Annotated in this window: 13 protein-coding genes; 4 read left to right on the top strand and 9 right to left on the bottom strand. The window is 66.6% G+C overall.

What is annotated here, in order from left to right; all coding sequences use genetic code 11:
• Nucleotide 1: 1 nt before the first annotated feature.
• From alaS to AC1DBN_RS00925, 5 genes are all read right to left on the bottom strand, one after another.
• A complete protein-coding gene (gene alaS, locus AC1DBN_RS00945; protein WP_091723984.1) occupies nucleotides 2-2,686 on the bottom strand; it encodes an alanine--tRNA ligase in 2,685 nt (894 codons plus the stop codon).
• Nucleotides 2,687-2,798: 112 nt separating this feature from the next.
• Nucleotides 2,799-3,029: a DUF6167 family protein gene (locus AC1DBN_RS00940; protein ID WP_015937208.1), complete on the bottom strand. Its 231-nt coding sequence runs from the start codon at nucleotides 3,027-3,029 to the stop codon at nucleotides 2,799-2,801.
• A gap of 16 nt (nucleotides 3,030-3,045) precedes the next feature.
• Nucleotides 3,046-3,420: a DUF948 domain-containing protein gene (locus AC1DBN_RS00935; RefSeq protein WP_091720462.1), complete on the bottom strand. Its 375-nt coding sequence runs from the start codon at nucleotides 3,418-3,420 to the stop codon at nucleotides 3,046-3,048.
• A gap of 144 nt (nucleotides 3,421-3,564) precedes the next feature.
• A complete protein-coding gene (rpsD, locus tag AC1DBN_RS00930; RefSeq protein WP_015937210.1) occupies nucleotides 3,565-4,191 on the bottom strand; it encodes a 30S ribosomal protein S4 in 627 nt (208 codons plus the stop codon).
• A gap of 171 nt (nucleotides 4,192-4,362) precedes the next feature.
• The gene (locus AC1DBN_RS00925) at nucleotides 4,363-5,763 is read right to left on the bottom strand and encodes a replication-associated recombination protein A (protein ID WP_477722442.1); all 1,401 of its coding nucleotides are present in this window, start codon (nucleotides 5,761-5,763) and stop codon (nucleotides 4,363-4,365) included.
• 67 nt (nucleotides 5,764-5,830) lie between these two features.
• On the opposite strand from AC1DBN_RS00925, the gene AC1DBN_RS00920 reads away from it, so the two are divergent.
• On the top strand, nucleotides 5,831-6,505 hold the full coding sequence (locus AC1DBN_RS00920; protein WP_477722441.1) for an acVLRF1 family peptidyl-tRNA hydrolase: 675 nt from the start codon (nucleotides 5,831-5,833) through the stop codon (nucleotides 6,503-6,505).
• 14 nt (nucleotides 6,506-6,519) lie between these two features.
• Here the strand turns inward: AC1DBN_RS00920 and AC1DBN_RS00915 are convergent, their stop codons facing one another.
• The 3 genes from AC1DBN_RS00915 to hisS form a co-directional block, all read right to left on the bottom strand.
• Nucleotides 6,520-7,281 (bottom strand): GNAT family N-acetyltransferase, encoded by a 762-nt coding sequence (locus AC1DBN_RS00915; RefSeq protein WP_477722531.1) that lies wholly within the window; start codon nucleotides 7,279-7,281, stop codon nucleotides 6,520-6,522.
• 140 nt (nucleotides 7,282-7,421) lie between these two features.
• Nucleotides 7,422-9,221 carry an aspartate--tRNA ligase gene (gene aspS / locus AC1DBN_RS00910; protein WP_091720470.1) on the bottom strand — a complete coding sequence of 600 codons (1,800 nt, stop codon included), beginning with the start codon at nucleotides 9,219-9,221 and terminating at the stop codon, nucleotides 7,422-7,424.
• Nucleotides 9,222-9,369: 148 nt separating this feature from the next.
• Nucleotides 9,370-10,743 carry a histidine--tRNA ligase gene (gene hisS / locus AC1DBN_RS00905; RefSeq protein WP_477722440.1) on the bottom strand — a complete coding sequence of 458 codons (1,374 nt, stop codon included), beginning with the start codon at nucleotides 10,741-10,743 and terminating at the stop codon, nucleotides 9,370-9,372.
• A 247-nt stretch (nucleotides 10,744-10,990) separates the two neighbouring features.
• Between hisS and AC1DBN_RS00900 the strand changes: the two genes are divergently transcribed.
• The 3 genes from AC1DBN_RS00900 to AC1DBN_RS00890 all read left to right on the top strand — a co-directional run bounded on the left by AC1DBN_RS00900 (nucleotide 10,991) and on the right by AC1DBN_RS00890 (nucleotide 14,272).
• A complete protein-coding gene (locus AC1DBN_RS00900; protein ID WP_477722439.1) occupies nucleotides 10,991-11,797 on the top strand; it encodes a peptidylprolyl isomerase in 807 nt (268 codons plus the stop codon).
• A 67-nt stretch (nucleotides 11,798-11,864) separates the two neighbouring features.
• Nucleotides 11,865-13,430 carry a DUF349 domain-containing protein gene (locus tag AC1DBN_RS00895; protein ID WP_477722438.1) on the top strand — a complete coding sequence of 522 codons (1,566 nt, stop codon included), beginning with the start codon at nucleotides 11,865-11,867 and terminating at the stop codon, nucleotides 13,428-13,430.
• A 101-nt stretch (nucleotides 13,431-13,531) separates the two neighbouring features.
• On the top strand, nucleotides 13,532-14,272 hold the full coding sequence (locus tag AC1DBN_RS00890) for a type IV toxin-antitoxin system AbiEi family antitoxin (RefSeq protein WP_314214620.1): 741 nt from the start codon (nucleotides 13,532-13,534) through the stop codon (nucleotides 14,270-14,272).
• Here AC1DBN_RS00890 and AC1DBN_RS00885 read toward each other — a convergent pair.
• Complete coding sequence (locus tag AC1DBN_RS00885) at nucleotides 14,153-16,543, bottom strand: RelA/SpoT family protein (protein WP_091720481.1); 2,391 nt, start codon at nucleotides 16,541-16,543, stop codon at nucleotides 14,153-14,155. The genes AC1DBN_RS00890 and AC1DBN_RS00885 overlap by 120 nt on opposite strands.
• Between the last annotated feature and the right edge of the window lie 4 nt (nucleotides 16,544-16,547).

The following is a 16,547-nucleotide window of genomic DNA, read 5'->3' as shown; positions in this document are numbered from 1 at the left end:
GTCAGGACTGGCGCCGTTCGACGGCGTCCAGGATGGCTGCCAGCGCGGCGCCCACCTTGCCTGCATCGGTGCCGCCGCCCTGGGCGACATCGTCCTTGCCGCCGCCGCCGCCGCCGAGGACTCCGGCAGCCAGGCGAACCAGGGCTCCGGCCTTCACTCCGGCGTTCCGGGCGGCTTCGTTGGTGGCCACCAGGACGAGCGGACGGTCGTTGGCCACGCCTGCAACAGCCACCGCGGCAGGGGCCGAACCCAGCCGGTTGCGGAGGTCCAGGGCCAGGCCGCGGATGTCGTCGGCGCCGCTGACGGAACCGGCGTCATGGGCAATGAGGCTGACGCCCGCAGCGTCCCTTGCGCTGTTGACCAGCTGGGCTGCTGAAGCTGCCAGCTGTTCCTTGCGGAGCCGGTCCAGTTCCTTTTCCGTGGCCTTGAGCTTGGCAAGCGTTGCGGAGATCCGGTCGGCCAGCTGCCCCGACGGCACCTTCAGCAGGTCGGTCAGCTCGGTGACGAGTGCACGTTCGGCCGCCAGGTGCCGGAAGGCCTCCATGCCCACGAAGGCCTCCACGCGGCGGTTTCCCGACCCCACGGACTGCTCGCCCAGGAGGGAGAGGCTGCCGATCAACGAGGTGTTGGCTACGTGGGTTCCGCCGCACAGCTCACGGGACCAGGCGCCGTCGATCTCGACGACGCGGACCTCGCTGCCGTAGTTCTCGCCGAACAGGGCCATGGCACCCAGGGCCTTCGCCTCCGCAAGGCCCATGACCTTCGTGTCCACCGCGTAGTTGTTGCGGATGGCCAGGTTTGAAACCTCTTCGATTTCTGACCGAGTGGCAGTGCTCAGGCCCTCGCCCCAGGCGAAGTCGAACCGGAGGTAGCCGGCTTTGTTGAAGGATCCGCGCTGGGTGGCTTCCGGGCCGAGGATCTGGTGCAGGGCGGCGTGCACGATGTGCGTGCCCGTGTGCGCCTGCTCGGCGGCATGGCGGCGTTCGCGGTCGACGGCGGCGCGCACCAGCGAGTCGGCGCCGATTTCACCTTCACGGACAATCGCCTTGTGCACGCTCAGGCCCTTGACGGGGCGCTGCACGTCCAGGACCTCGACCACGAAGCCGTCACCGGTGATGAGGCCGGTATCGGCGGCCTGGCCGCCGGCCTCGGCGTAGAACGGTGTTTCCGACAGGACAAGTTCGATCTCGTCGCCGGTGGCTGCCTGCTGGACCGGACGGCCGCCGGTGAGCAGGCCGCGGACGCGGGATTCGCCGTCGAGCTCGGTGTACCCGGTGAAGACCGTCTCGCCCTGGGCCAGGATCTCCTGGAAGGCGCTGAGGTCCGCATGGCCGCCCTTCTTGCCCTTGGCGTCGGCCTGGGCACGCTGGCGCTGCTCCTGCATCAGGCTGCGGAAGGCGGCCTCGTCAACCTTCAGCCCGGCTTCCTCGGCCATTTCCAGGGTGAGGTCAATGGGGAAACCGTAGGTGTCGTGGAGGGCGAAGGCGTCTTCACCGGAAAGCTGCTTGTTGGCGGCCTTGGACTCCTTGACCGCGTCCTCGAGCCTCGCCGTGCCGGACGCAATGGTCCGCAGGAAGGCCTTTTCTTCGGCGTAGGCAATCCGGCTGATCCTGGCGAAGTCCGTGTCGACTACGGGGTAGACGCCCTTCATGGCGTCGCGCGAAGCCGGCAGCAGGTCCGGGAGGCAGGCCTGTTCGACGCCGAGGAGGCGCATGGAGCGCACGGCACGGCGGATGAGGCGGCGCAGGACGTAGCCACGTCCCTCGTTCGAGGGGGTCACGCCGTCGGAAATCAGCATCAGGGCGGACCGGATGTGGTCACCCACAACGCGCATCCGGACATCGTCCGTGTGGTGGGGGTCATCCGGGGTTTCGGCGGAGGTGTATTCCTTGCCGGAGAGTTCGGCGGCTTTGTCGATGACGGGACGGACCTGGTCCGTCTCGTACATGTTCTCGACACCCTGGAGGATCATGGCCAGACGCTCCATGCCCAGGCCGGTGTCGATGTTCTTCTTGGGCAGCTCACCCACGATGTCGAAGTCGTCCTTGGAGCGGACGTTGTCGATCTGGTACTGCATGAACACGAGGTTCCAGATTTCGATGTACCGGGTCTCGTCAGCGAGCGGGCCGCCTTCGATGCCGTAGGCGGGACCGCGGTCGTAGTAGATCTCGGAGCAGGGGCCGGCCGGGCCGGGCTGGCCGGTGTTCCAGTAGTTGTCGGCTTTGCCCATCTTCTGGATGCGCTCCGCGGGGACGCCGGTATTCTTCAGCCACAGTTCCTTGGCCTCATCGTCTTCCTCGTAGACCGTCACCCACAGGAGCTCGGGCGGCAGGCCGTACCCGCCGTCGTCAACGCTGGTGGTGAGCAGCTCCCAGGCGAACTTGATGGCGTCTTCCTTGAAGTAGTCGCCAAAGGAGAAGTTGCCGCACATCTGGAAGAAGGTGCCGTGCCGGGCGGTCTTGCCCACTTCCTCGATGTCGCCGGTGCGGATGCACTTTTGGACGCTCGTGGCCCGGGTGTAGGGCGCCTCTTCGCGGGCTGTGAGGTAGGGGATGAAAGGCACCATGCCGGCCACAGTGAACAGCAGCGACGGGTCGCTGGACACCAGCGATGCGGAGGGAACCGCCGTGTGGCCCTTGCTGACAAAAAAGTCCACCCAGCGCTTGGTGATCTCCTGCGATTTCATGAGCTGTTTCATACCCTTCTTGGTCCGCGGTTGACGACGCGGAAAGTTCGTTCAGGCGGCAGGGCCTGGTCGGGTTCCCTGCCGGGTTGTTGCGGGCTGATGGCCCGGGGCGTCAGCTGCGGACCAGGTCCGCGGTTTCGACGCCGAGCGCACTGCGCAGGTCGGTTTCGCGTTCCTGCATTCCGGCTCGGACGGCGTCGGCGAAGTCGTAGACGCCGTCGGCCAGCCTGCCTACAGCCCTGTTGAGGCCTTCCGGGCCCAGGGCGGACTGGGCCTCAGTGACCTTGCGGAAGGCGATAACGCCGATGGCCACGCCGATTCCCATCCAGACAAGTCGTTTCATGGTGTTCTTTCGGGGCTTAGCGGCTGCGGCGGCCGGTGGCGGGCTTCTTGCGGTTGGAGAGCGCACTGCGGACGCCGTAGCTGAACGCGGCCACCTTGATCAGCGGTGAACCGACGGTGGCGGCCACCAGGGACGACAACGCGGAAAGGTTGGCCGAAGCGTCAGAGACGTTGGACGAAATGCCGTCCACCTTCTTCAGCTGCTGGTTGGTGGTGGTCACGGTGGCCGTGACCTCATCCATCAGGGGCGTCGCGCCGTCGCTCAGTGACCGGATGGACGTCCGCACCTCGTCCAGCACCTTGCCCAGCTTGAGGATGGGCACGGCGAGCAGCAGTACCAGGAGTGCAAACACTCCGGCAGCGACCAGGCCGGCGATATCGCCACCAGTCATAGACGTTCATCTCCTTGAAATTCTGTGGTCCGGAACCATCCTGCGCACCCCGCGAACCGCGTTGGGCAGATGTCCCCCAAGTACCTTACATACAAAGAAGCCCGTGGCGCTTGCCACGGGCTTCTTTGGATACGCTGCTGGGATTTAGCGTGCGTAGAATTCGACGACGAGCTGCTCTTCGCAGGTCACCGGGATTTCGGAGCGCTTGGGGCGGCGGACCAAGCGGGCCTGCAGTGCCTCAAGCTTGACGTCCAGGTAGGCCGGGACAGCAGGCAGGACATCGCGGTGCGCGCCGGCTGCTGCAACCTGGAGCGGAACCATGGTCTCGCTGCGGCTGTGGACGTGGACCAACTGGCCCTCGCCGACGCGGAACGACGGACGGTCAACGCGGATGCCGTCAACCAGGATGTGGCGGTGCACAACCAGCTGGCGGGCCTGGGCGATGGTGCGGGCGAAGCCGGCACGCAGGACCAGGGCGTCAAGGCGCATTTCGAGCAGTTCGATGAGGTTCTCACCGGTCAGGCCCTTGGTGCGGCGGGCTTCCTCGAAGGCACGGGTCATCTGTGCTTCGCGGATGCCGTACTGGGCGCGCAGGCGCTGCTTTTCGCGCAGACGTACGGCGTAGTCGGAGTCCTGCTTCTTGCGGGCACGGCCATGCTCACCGGGGCCGTACGGGCGGCGCTCCATGTACTTGGCGGCCTTGGGGGTAAGAGCAATGCCGAGGGACCGCGAGAGGCGGGCCTGACGGCGAGCACGAGTGTTGTTAGCCACTTGTGTCCTTCCAATATCTGCGGTGTGTCAGTGTTACTGGCCTCCTTGATGGAGAGCATCGGCCAACCGCTGCCTTTTGCTACTGGGCGCAGGGCGCAGCTCCATCAAACGAAAATTCGGTGGATTGTGCGCCTGTGCCTTGCCAGACAAACATCTACCTTAGCACGGCGGCTACTGGCCCCTGACAATCTTCCGCAGCCGCTCCAGCCTGGCGGCGATGTCGCGTTCAGCGCCGTTGCCGGTGGGCTGGTAGTAGTCCCGGCCCACCAGGTCGTCCGGCGGATACTGTTGTGCAGCCACGGCGTGCGGGGCGTCGTGGGCGTATTTGTAGCCTTTCCCGTGCCCCAGTTGTTTGGAGCCCGGGTAGTGCGAGTCCCTCAGGTGGGGCGGGATGCCGTTGCCCATGCCGGCGCGCACATCGGCGATGGCCTTGTTGATGCCCATGTAGGCGGCGTTCGATTTTGGCGCCGTGGCCAGGTGGACCACCGCCTCGGCCAGGATGATCCGGCCCTCCGGCATTCCGATGAGCTGCACTGCCTGGGCTGCGGCCACGGCTGTCTGCAATGCCGTGGGATCGGCCATGCCCACGTCCTCGGCGGCTGAGATGACGATGCGGCGGGCCACGAACCTCGGGTCCTCGCCGGCCTCGAGCATGCGCGCCAGGTAGTGGAGGGCGGCGTCAACGTCGGAGCCGCGGATGGATTTGATGAACGCGCTGGCGACGTCGTAGTGCTGGTCTCCCGCCCGGTCGTAGCGGACGGCTGCGACGTCGAGGGCCCGTTCGGTGTGCTTGAGTTCCACGGTTACCGGCCCGGTTCCGGCGTCGTCGGCATCACCGAACGCCACGCCGGCCGCGGCTTCCAGGGCGGTGAGGGCACGGCGGGCGTCGCCGCCGGACAGCCGGACCAGATGGGCCAGGGCTTCGGGGTCCAGTTCCGCTTTGCCGTCAAGTCCCCGGGGGTCCGCTACGGCACGGCTGAGCAGCCCTTCGATGTCGGCGTCCGTGAGCGGCTTGAGGGTCAACAGCAGGGAACGGGAAAGGAGCGGCGACACCACCGAGAAGGACGGGTTTTCGGTGGTGGCGGCCACCAGCACCACCCAGCGGTTTTCGACGCCGGGAAGGAGTGCGTCCTGCTGGGCCTTGTTGAATCGGTGGATCTCGTCCAGGAACAGCACGGTGGTGGTCTTGTACAGGTCACGCGCAGTCAGGGCGTCGTCCATGACGCGGCGGACGTCCTTGACGCCGGCGGTGATGGCTGAGAGCTCCACGAACTTGCGGCCCGGCCCCCGGGCGATCACATGCGCCAGTGTGGTTTTGCCGGTCCCTGGCGGCCCCCACAGGATCAGCGAACTTGGCCCGGCCGGCCCGGCGGCGTCGGCTCCGGCCGCCAGCTGGCGCAGCGGCGATCCCTGGCCCAGCAGGTGCTGCTGGCCCACCACGTCGTCGAGGGTGCGCGGCCGCATGCGGACAGCCAGCGGACTGCGTGGTGAGGAGCTGGCGGCTGCGCTGCCCGCGGCGGCCGAATCGCCGTCGTCGTCATTGCCCTGCCCCGGCCCAAAGAGATCATCCACATAGATAGGCTACTTCCAGTCGCCCGGCGATCCCGCCACAGCTATCCGGAAGGAACCCGAACCTGCCATGACCACCCATGACGCCGGCAGCGGCCGCTCCCCCTCGGTCCGGACGGCGTTTGTTTCCGGTTCCCGGCTGGCCGGCTGGACCGGGCGGTTCGCCGGCAGCCATGACGGTTTCGCAATACGGGAAGACGACGACGGCGTGCGGCTATTGGCAGGTGACGGCGCCGAAGCGCTCCTCGAAGCTCCCTGGCCCGCCCATGGGCGGCCCGGACGGGGAGCCGACCCGCTGGAACGCCTGGCGTCGCTGGCCGCACAGCCGCGCCGGTGCGGCCTGCTCCTGGTGCGGCGCGGCGGCTATGGTGTCGGCATTGCTGCCGAGGGCCTCTTGCTGGCTTCCAAAGCGGGCACCCGGTATGTCCAGTCCCGCACCGCGGCCGGCGGCCAGTCACAGCAGCGGTTTGCCCGGCGCCGCTCCAACCAGGCCGACGCCCTGGTGGATGCCGTGGCGTTGCAGGCCGCCCAGGTGTTTGCGGCCGAACCCTTCGAATATGTCGTCCCGGGTGGGGACAGGGCCCTCTCCGAAGCAGTCCTGGGGCACCCAGCGCTGGCCAAGTGGGCCGGACTGCACCGCCTGGCATACCTGGATGTGCCGGAGCCCCGGGCCGCCGTCGTGAAGAAAGCCGCCTCCGACGCTTGCTCCATCCGGATCACAGTCAGTGATGCGCCGGGGAAGTAGACCCTGGAGCCTGCTCAGCAGCCGGTCAGGTGCCGCTTGGGCCGTTCCTGGCGGTAGGCGTAGCGGCCGGTTTCCCGGAATCCAGCGTTGGCGTACAGCGCCTGGGCTCCGTGGTTCGCTGCGGTGACGAGCAGCCAGTAGCCTGCAAGGTCCCGCTCTGCCCCCTCCGTGAGCAGCGCGTCCAGGACGGCGGTCCCGTAACCGCGTCGGCGTGCCTCGGGGCTCGTCGCCATGGAGTAAAGTCCGCCCCTCGCCTCGGGCCCGGTGTCCGGAAGGGCAAGGCGTCCGACGGCGGCGGGCCGGCCCGCGCTGTCCCGGGCCATGGCATACACGGCGGGGCAGCCCTCGAGGATGGTGCGCGCGATGGCCAGGGCGTCGTCACCGCCGCGTCCGTCCACCGCCCACCACACGGCAAGCCACTCGGCAGAGGGAGCAGATGCGAGATCGACGGCGGGTCGCGACTCCGTAACCCGGGCGTGGCGCGCCGGCCCCCGGGTCATGATCAGGGTTTCGGACTGCGTGGTAAAGCCCTCCGCATCCAAAAAGGAATTGAGGGCAGCCGCTTCGGCGGTGGCGGTGACCTGGAAGATCAGGGGAAGCCGGCGGCTGCGGTACCAGGACCGGGCATCCCGCAGCAGCCCGGCCAGCTCCGGCTCCCCCGCACCGCTGGCGGGGCTCGGCCAGATCGAGTTGGCCCGCTGGGTCACTCCCCCGGCGGCACGAAGAACCCACGGACCCAGGTCGTGGTGTTCCGGCGCAGGCCATGCCGCGTCCATGGCGGCTTCGAGGCCAGGGAATCCGGCCAGGTGGTCGTCAACTTCGGTGGTGGACACGGCATTCTCCTCCAGGGTGGGTTAAGCAGGGGCAGGAGGCGCCCCGACGAATCGGGGAGCCTCCTGCCGCTCAGCAAGGTGCGTTACTTGACCGCTTCGGACTTCCTGGCCTCGACGGGCTTGACCGCCTCAGGCTTGAAATCGACACCGGCTTCCTTGCGCTGCTGCGCAGTGATGGGTGCCGGGGCAGCGGTCAGCGGATCGAAACCGCCACCTGACTTCGGGAAGGCGATGACGTCGCGGATCGACTCGACACCGGCCAGCAGCGAAACCACGCGGTCCCAGCCGAACGCGATGCCGCCGTGCGGGGGCGCTCCGTACTTGAAGCCCTCGAGGAGGAACCCGAACTTGGTCTGCGCGTCTTCCTTGTCCAGACCCATCAGTTCGAAGACGCGTTCCTGCACGTCCCGCTGGTGGATACGGATGGAACCGCCGCCGATCTCGTTGCCGTTGCAGACGATGTCGTAGGCGTAGGACAGCGCGGACTCGGGGTCCTTGTCGAACGTGTCGAGGAACTCCGGCTTGGGCGAGGTGAAGGCGTGGTGCACAGCGGTCCACTGGCCTGCACCCACGGCGACGTCGCCGGAAGCCACAGCAGCGGCAGCCGGTTCGAACATCGGCGCGTCGACAACCCAGCAGAAAGCCCAGTCCGTGGGATCGATCAGGCCGGTGCGGTGGCCGATTTCGACGCGGGCGGCACCCAGCAGGGCGCGGGACGGGGTCTTTTCGCCGGCGGCGAAGAAGATGCAGTCACCGGGCTTGGCGCCGACGGCGTCGGCCAGGCCGGCGCGTTCGGTGTCGGTAAGGTTCTTGGCGACCGGACCGGCGAGCTCGCCGTCTTCCTTGTACAGGACGTACGCCAGACCCTTGGCGCCGCGCTGCTTGGCCCATTCCTGCCAGGCATCAAGGGCACGGCGCGCCTGCGACGCTCCGCCGGGCATGACCACGGCGCCAACGTAGGGAGCTTTGAAGACGCCGAAGTTGGTGTCCTTGAAGAACTCCGTGAGCTCCGTCAGTTCCTGGCCGAAGCGAAGATCGGGCTTGTCCGAACCGTAGCGGGCCATGGCGTCCGCGTAGGTGATGCGCTGGATGGGCGTGGGGATTTCCACGTCGATGAGCTTCCAGACAGCCTTGACGATGTTCTCGCCGAGGCGGATGACGTCGTCCTGGTCCACGAAGCTGGCCTCAATGTCCAGCTGGGTGAATTCCGGCTGGCGGTCGGCGCGGAAGTCCTCGTCTCGGTAGCAACGGGCGATCTGGTAGTACTTCTCGAAACCGCCCACCTGCAGCAACTGCTTGAACAGCTGCGGGGACTGCGGCAGGGCATACCAGGAGCCAGGTGCCAGGCGGGCCGGAACCAGGAAGTCGCGGGCGCCTTCGGGCGTGGAACGGGTCAGCGTGGGCGTCTCGATCTCCACGTAACCTTCGCCGTGCAGCAGGTCGCGGGCCACCCGGTTGGCTTCGGAGCGCAGCCGGAGGTTGCGGCTGGGGCCGGGGCGGCGGAGATCGAGGTAGCGGTGCTTGAGGCGCGCTTCCTCGCCGACTTCCACATGCTCGTCGATCTGGAACGGCAGCGGGTCGGAGGTGTTGAGCACCGTCACGTCCTCGGCGATGACTTCGATCTCACCTGTCCCGAGCGCGGGGTTTTCGTTGCCCTCGGGACGCTTGGAGACGGTGCCGGTGACCTGCAGGACGTACTCGTTCCGCAGCCCGTGGAACACTTCCTCCTCGCGAACCACAATCTGTGCCACGCCGGACGCATCACGCAGGTCCACGAAGGCCACACCACCGTGGTCACGGCGGCGGCCTACCCAGCCGGCCAGGGTTACGGTTTGTCCAATGTGCTCGGAACGAAGGGATCCGAGGTCATGTGTGCGGAGCACAGCACACCTTTCTAGAGGAAACAGCGGGAAAACTTAGGGAATAGGTCCCGATGATGCCGGGACCGGTCCCGTCCGAGTTTACCCGTAGGACCGAAGCCGGCATCCACGGGCAAAGCTCCGACAGAACGGAAGGAGCGGAAAGGCCTGTTCAGGAGACCTGGGCAGGAACCGCGCCGGCGGTGGCTACCTGCACCACGAGGTCGGCGGCCGGCGGCATCCACGTCTCCGGGGCGGCGACTACCTGTTCACCGGACCGGATGTCCTTGACCTGGTGGGTGCCGTCGTCGTCCGTGAACCAGACGAACGGGATGCCCCGGCGGTCGGCGAACTTGATCTGCTTGCCGAACTTTTCCGCCTTGGCGGCAACCTCGGTGGGAATCCCCCGGCTGCGCAGCTGGGCGGCGACGTCCTGCGCAGCGCCCCAGTTGTCGTCGTTCGCGAGGGCCACCAGCACCGCCGTGGGAACCGAACGGGAGGCCTTGGCCAGGTCCTGGCTGAGGATGCGCGAAACCAGCCGGGTCACGCCGATGGACAGGCCGACGCCGGGGAACTTCCGGTTGCCCTTGGAGGCCAGGGCGTCGTACCTGCCGCCGGAGCAGATGGAACCCAGCTGTTCGTGTCCCACCAGGACGGTCTCCACCACGGTGCCCGTGTAGTAGTCGAGGCCGCGGGCAATACTGAGGTCCGCCAGCACCTTGCCGGGTGCGCGCTGGACGGCGGCGTCGATGACCTGCTCCAGCTCGTTAAGGCCCTCTTCGAGCAGGTCATTGCTGACGCCGAGGGCACGGACCTGGGCCACGAAGGACAGGTCCCCGGTGCGGATGCCGGCAAGCTGCAGGGCCTTCTGCGCCTGCTCGTCGGTGGCGCCAAGTTCGGATTTCAGGAGTTCGGCAACCTTGGCAGGACCGATTTTTTCCAGCTTGTCGATGCTGCGCAGGACCCCGGCCGTGTCCGTCAGGCCGATGCCGCGGTAGAAGCCCTCCGCCAGTTTGCGGTTGTTGACCCGGAGCTGGAAGTCCGGGATGGGAAGCGCACTGAGTGCCTCGGCGATGACCAGGGCGATTTCAACGTCATAGCGGAACGGCAGCTCACCATCGCCCACGACGTCGATGTCCGCCTGGGTGAATTCCCGGGCGCGGCCTTCCTGGGGGCGTTCGCCGCGCCAGACCTTCTGGATCTGGTAGCGCCGGAAGGGGAAGGCCAGGTAGCCGGCGTTTTCGACGACGTAGCGGGCGAAGGGCACCGTCAGGTCGAAGTGCAGCGCCAGCGCGTGCTGGTCGGCTTTGCCGCCCCGGTCCGGGGTCCCGCCCTCATCGTCCTGGAGCCGGCTGAGCCCGTACACTTCCTTGTCGATCTCACCCTTGCGCAGAAGCTGTCCCACGGTCTCCACTGACCGCGTCTCTATCGAGGCGAAGCCGTGCAGCTCAAAGACGCGGCGCAAGGTATCCAGGACGTGTTGCTCCACCAGCCGCTCCTCGGGAAGCCACTCGGGGAATCCGGACAGGGAGGCGGTGCGTGCCATGGAAGTTCTCTCCTCTTAAGGGTGCCGGACGGCGGCCGCGTCCCGCCCGTCGGGGGCGCCCTGCGGCGGCTGTCCAGCCAGTCATGCATAAACTATGTGCGGCAGTCAGTTTATGCGTCATCGGTGTGCATCTCTAATACGCCGGACCTGCAGGGCCTGGCAGTCAGGGGACTGTACCCGGTGCCATCAAGGCCCCTGGCGCAACCAGGCAGTACAGAGACATCACAGCCACACATGAGGAGGAGCCTTGGCGGCCAGTTCACGCAGTGCCCGCGAAGCAAAACGGCGTATCCAGCAGATGGAGGCCAAACGCGAGCTGAGGCGGGACCAGGAACAGCGTCGCAAACGCGACAACCTGATCGCCGCCGGTGCCGGAACCGCCGCCGTGGTGCTCGCCGTCGTGCTTCAGCTGACGGCCTTCGCCGGCAACCCCACCGAGGATGAGTTCGCTGCCACCGAGGCGGGCCTCACCAACCCGTCGGCGTCGGCCACTCCGTCAGCCCCGGCAACGAACGGGCCCAACATCCCGGCCGCCGACACCGCGGCGGGAAAGACGTTCACCGGGGACCTCGTGCTGAACGGCAAGCCGCTGGGCGTTGAACTCAACGGAACAACGGCACCGCAGGCCGCGGCGGTCTTTAAGTCCCTCAGCGACGAAGGCTTCTACAACGGCAAGAGCTGCCACCGCCTCACCACCTCCGATGCCTTCGGGGTACTGCAGTGCGGCTCCGCGAACGGCGACGGGCAGGGCGATCCCAACTACACGTGGGGTCCCCTGGAAAACACCCCGGCGGACAACTCCTACCCGGCCGGAACCATAGCCGTGGCACGGAGCGGCAACAACGCCTACGGCAACGGAACGCAGTTCTTCATCGTCTACAAAGACACGAACATTCCGGCTGATTCCGCCGGCGGCTACACAGTGGTGGGCAAGGTGACCTCGGGCCTGGACGTGGTGACCGGCATCGCTGCCGCAGGGATCACCCCGGGCAGCAGCGACACAGACGGCGCGCCCGTTCAAGCAGTCACGATAGACTCGTTTTCTCTGAAGTAGGAAGCCCGGCCATGGCGGCCGCGGTGCAGGACGTGAGCAGTTCCCTCCAAGCGAAAGACTTTTAGCGGTGACAGACAGTCAGAAATCCGACGAAACAGCAGCAGACGTGACCGAAGCGGCGGCCCCCGCCACGGACGCAGAACCTGCAGCAACCAGCGCAACGGCCCCGGAGGCCGCCACCGAAGGCGTGGAGGAGGCCGGCGCACAGCCGGAACAGCACGCCTTGGCTCCTGCCCCGGACGCAGAAGCGGCAGCCCCTGCCCCGTCCCCGGCGCCCGGACCCCGGCCTTCGGCCCCGTCCCCCGCAGCTTTCGCGTCACGCCCCAAGCCGGCTGCGGCCGCTCCGGCCGCTGCCGTGGCACCCGCCGCCCCCGCCACCTCTCCCGCCGAAGCAGCCAAGTGGGGACGCGTGGAAGGCGATGGCCACGTCTTCCTGACGATCGACGGCGGAGAACACGCCGTCGGGCAGTACCCGGGCGTCAGCGATGACGAAGCACTGGCTTACTTCGCGCGGAAGTACGACGACGTCGTGGCCCAGATCGTGCTCCTGGAACAGCGCGTAAGCTCCAAGGCCCCCAGCACGGACATGCAGAAGACCGTCACCCACCTGCACGAACAGCTTGCCGAACGCAACATGGTGGGCGATCTCCGGGCGGCAGAAGCCCGGTTGGACACCCTGGCAACCCACATCGCCGAGCTTGAAAAGACGGAAAAGGCAGAGCACGACGCCGTCCGGGCCGCCGAACTTGCAGCCCGCGAAGCGATCGTGGCCGAGGCAGAGGAGATCTCCGGGCAGGACCCGGCTCAGACCCAGTGGAAGACCTCCAGCGCCCGGATGAACGAGCTGTTCGAAAACTGGAAGGCCGCACAGAAGAGCGGCGTCCGGCTGGGCCGCAGCAACGAGGACGCCCTCTGGAAGCGCTTCAGGGCCGCCCGCACCGTTTTTGACCGGCACCGCCGGGCCTACTTCTCCCAGCTGGACAGCAACAATTCCGCTGCGAAGACCGCCAAGGAAAAGCTGATTTCCGAGGCAGAGGCCCTCTCCAGCTCCACAGACTGGGGCTACGCCGCAGGCGAATACCGCCGCCTCATGGACCAGTGGAAGGCATCTCCGCGCGCCAGCCGCAAGGACGATGACGCGCTCTGGGCACGTTTCCGTGCCGCGCAGGATGTCTTCTTCACGTCCCGGCAGGCTGCCAACGACGAGATCGACCAGGAGTACGCCGCAAACCTGACGGTCAAGGAAGCCCTCCTGGCCGAAGCCACCACGATTCTCCCCATCAAGGACCTGGCGGCTGCCAAGAAGTCGCTGCAGTCCGTCCGGGACAGGTGGGAAGAGGCCGGAAAGGTCCCCCGCGCCGACATGGGCAGGATCGAAGCCGGCCTTCGCAAGGTCGAAGACGCTGTCCGGCAGGCCGAAGAAGAGCAGTGGCAGCGTTCAAACCCCGAACGCAAGGCGCGTACCAACAGCGCCCTGTCACAGCTCGAGAGTGCCATTGCCGGCCTGCAGGATGACCTTGCCAAGGCGGAACAGAGCGGCGACGAGCGCAAGATCAAGGCAGCCAGGGAAGCCCTCGAGGCACGCCAGGCCTGGCTGGACCAGATCCAGCGGTCAGCCAGCGAACTGAGCTGACGCCACTTTCCTGTTTGACGACGCCGCAGGCCCGGTTCCGGTTATCCACATAACCCGAACCGGGCCTGCGTGTTTCAGGACCTCCTTGGCAGGATGGAGGAATGGCCTCACCATCTGATTCCACGCCGGCCGGAGCGGGGATGGAGCATCTGCCGCCGCACCCCACGGCTCCGGCGCGGTTCCCGGAACTTTATGCACCCGGGCGGCCTTTCGCCGGGCCGGAACTGCAGTCACTGGCTGCCGACGGGATCCTGGCCCGCTTCCACCAGCATGGCTACACCCTCCCGGGATCTGCCGCCTCTGCCCAGTTGCGCGCCCGTGCTGCCGCCGGCTCCGTGCCGCCCCAGGTCCGGCAGCGGGTCGTGGCGGGACGGATGACTGCAGCCTGGATCTACGGCTGCGCTGACGAGCCGGACCGCCTTGCGCTCCTGGTGGACGCCAAGCGCCGCGTTTCGAGCCTGCGGAATACCCGGGGCTGCACGCTGCACGAGGTGAAGCTGGGTCCCTTCGATGTGGTCAGCCTGGGCGGACTCATGGTGTCCAGCCCGCTGCGGACCGCCCTCGATATCGCCCTGCACGTAGACGCAGAACGCGCCGTTCCCACGCTCGCAAACCTCCTGGCCCGCCCCGAAAAGGACGTGCGGTTGCGGCTGCTGGTGCTCGCTATCGAGGCTACCCCGCGCGTCCCGCATAAAAAGGCGGCACTGGAAAAGCTTTCCCGGCTAGCTCCGGCGCTTGTTCCCCGTGGTGCGGTAAACGTCAAAGACCCCGTCGATCCGGCGGACGGCGCTGAGGACGTGGCTGAGGTACTTGGGGTCCCCCATCTCGAAAGCAAACTTTGAAATGGCAACCCTGTCGGTGGAGGTGTGAACGCTGGCAGCCAGGATGTTCACATGGTTTTCCGACAGGATCCGCGTCACGTCCGAGAGCAGCGACTTGCGGTCGAGCGCCTCAACCTGGATCTCCACCAGGAACACGCTGGACTGGGTGGGTGCCCAATCCACGTCAACAATCCTGTCCGGCTGATCCTTGAGGTCCGAGATGTTGGTGCAGTCTGTGCGGTGCACAGACACCCCTGATCCACGTGTGACGAAGCCGAGGATGGGGTCCGGCGGCACGGGAGTACAGCAACGCGCCAGCTTGACCCACACATCTCCCACACCGCGGACCACAACACCGGAATCCGAGAAACGGGCCTTGGTGACCTGCGTGGGAATGCTGACTTCGCTGATGTCGTCGTCGGCGTTTTCGGTGCCGCCGAGGCTTTCGACGAGCTTCTCCATGACGGACTGCGCGGACGTGTGGCCGTCTCCCACCCCGGCGTACAGGCCGGAAATGTCCACGTATTTGAATTCCTCGGCGACGGCGGCCAGGGCCTCGTGCGTCATCAGCCGCTGCAGCGGAAGGTTCTGCTTCCGCATGGCACGGGTCAGCAGTTCCTTGCCGCGGTCAATCGCTTCTTCGCGGCGTTCCTTGCTGAACCACTGGCGGATCTTGTTCCGTGCCCGGGCGCTCTTGACGAAGTGTTGCCAGTCCTGGCTGGGCCCCGCGCCCTCAGCCTTGGAGGTGAAGATTTCCACCCAGTCGCCGTGGTTGAGTTCACTGTTGAGGGGAACCAGTTTGCCGTTGACGCGGGCACCGATGGTGCGGTGTCCCACCTCGGTATGGACCGCGTAGGCGAAGTCCACCGGTGTGGACCCGGCCGGCAGCGCCATGACCTCGCCCTTGGGCGTGAAGACGAAGACTTCGCGGGCGTTGATCTCGAATCGGAGCGAATCGAGGAATTCGCCCGGATCGGAGGTCTCCTGCTGCCAGTCAACGAGGGAACGCAGCCACCCCATGTCGCCGTCCCGGGGGCTCCCCGGGCCCACCGCCGTGCGGTTGGGCTGGTCCTTGTACTTCCAGTGTGCCGCCACGCCGTACTCTGCGCGGCGGTGCATTTCGTGGGTGCGGATCTGGATTTCCACGGGCTTGCCGCCGGGGCCGATGACAGTGGTGTGCAGGGACTGGTACATGTTGAACTTGGGCATCGCAATGTAGTCCTTGAACCTGCCGGGCAGCGGGTTCCAGCGCGAGTGCATGGTGCCAAGTGCGGCGTAACAGTCCCGGACGGAGTCAACGAGGACCCGGACGCCCATGAGGTCGTTGATGTCGTCGAAGTCCTTGTCCCTGACGATCATCTTCTGGTAGATCGAGTAATAGTGCTTCGGACGGCCCGTAATGGTCGCCTTGATCTTCGCTGTACGGAGGTCGTCGGTGATCTGGTCGCGGATGACGCCGAGGCTCTTCTCACGCTCCGGGGTCCTGTCACCCACCATCCGGACAATTTCTTCGTAGACCTTCGGGTACAGCGCCGCGAAGGACAGGTCTTCGAGTTCCCACTTGATGGTGTTCATGCCCAGGCGGTGTGCCAGTGGCGCGAAGATTTCGAGTGTCTCGCGGGCCTTGCGGGCGGACGATTCGGCGGAGACGAACCGCCACGTCCTGGCGTTATGAAGCCGGTCCGCGAGCTTGATCATGAGCACCCGGATGTCCTTGGCCATGGCGACAACCATTTTGCGGACGGTCTCGGACTGTGCCGCTTCGCCGAAGCTGACCTTGTCCAGCTTGGTCACACCGTCCACCAGCATGGCCACTTCGGGACCGAAATCACGCTTCAGGTCCGCCAGGGTGTAAGGGGTGTCCTCAACAGTGTCGTGCAGGAGTGCTGCGGCGAGGGTGGTCCCGCTCAAACCGAGTTCGGCAAGAATGGTGGCCACCGCCACCGGGTGGGTGATGTAGGGGTCGCCACTCTTGCGTTTCTGGCCCCGGTGGCTGCGTTCAGCAACGTCGAACGCGCGCTGGATGAGGTCGAAGTCCTCTTTGGGGTTATTTGCCCGGACGGTGCGCAGCAGCGGCTCAAGGATGGGTGAATAGGTGGCGGCGCCGCGGCCGGTCAGGCGGGCCAGCCTCGAACGGGTGCGCTCCCTGCGGCCGGGGAACGTGGCGCGGGTGCCGGAGTTGTCCACCGGCACCAAGGAACCGGGGCGCGCAGATGCAGCCACCCCGGTATGGCCACCGGTGGAATTGTTTTCTCCCTGAGCCGTTGGCGCCGACGCCGAACGTTCTTCCAATGAA

Source organism: Pseudarthrobacter sp. 10T415, assembly GCF_056394175.1.
Note: the sequence above shows the minus strand (reverse complement) of the source record. Positions and strands in the feature narration are given on the sequence as shown.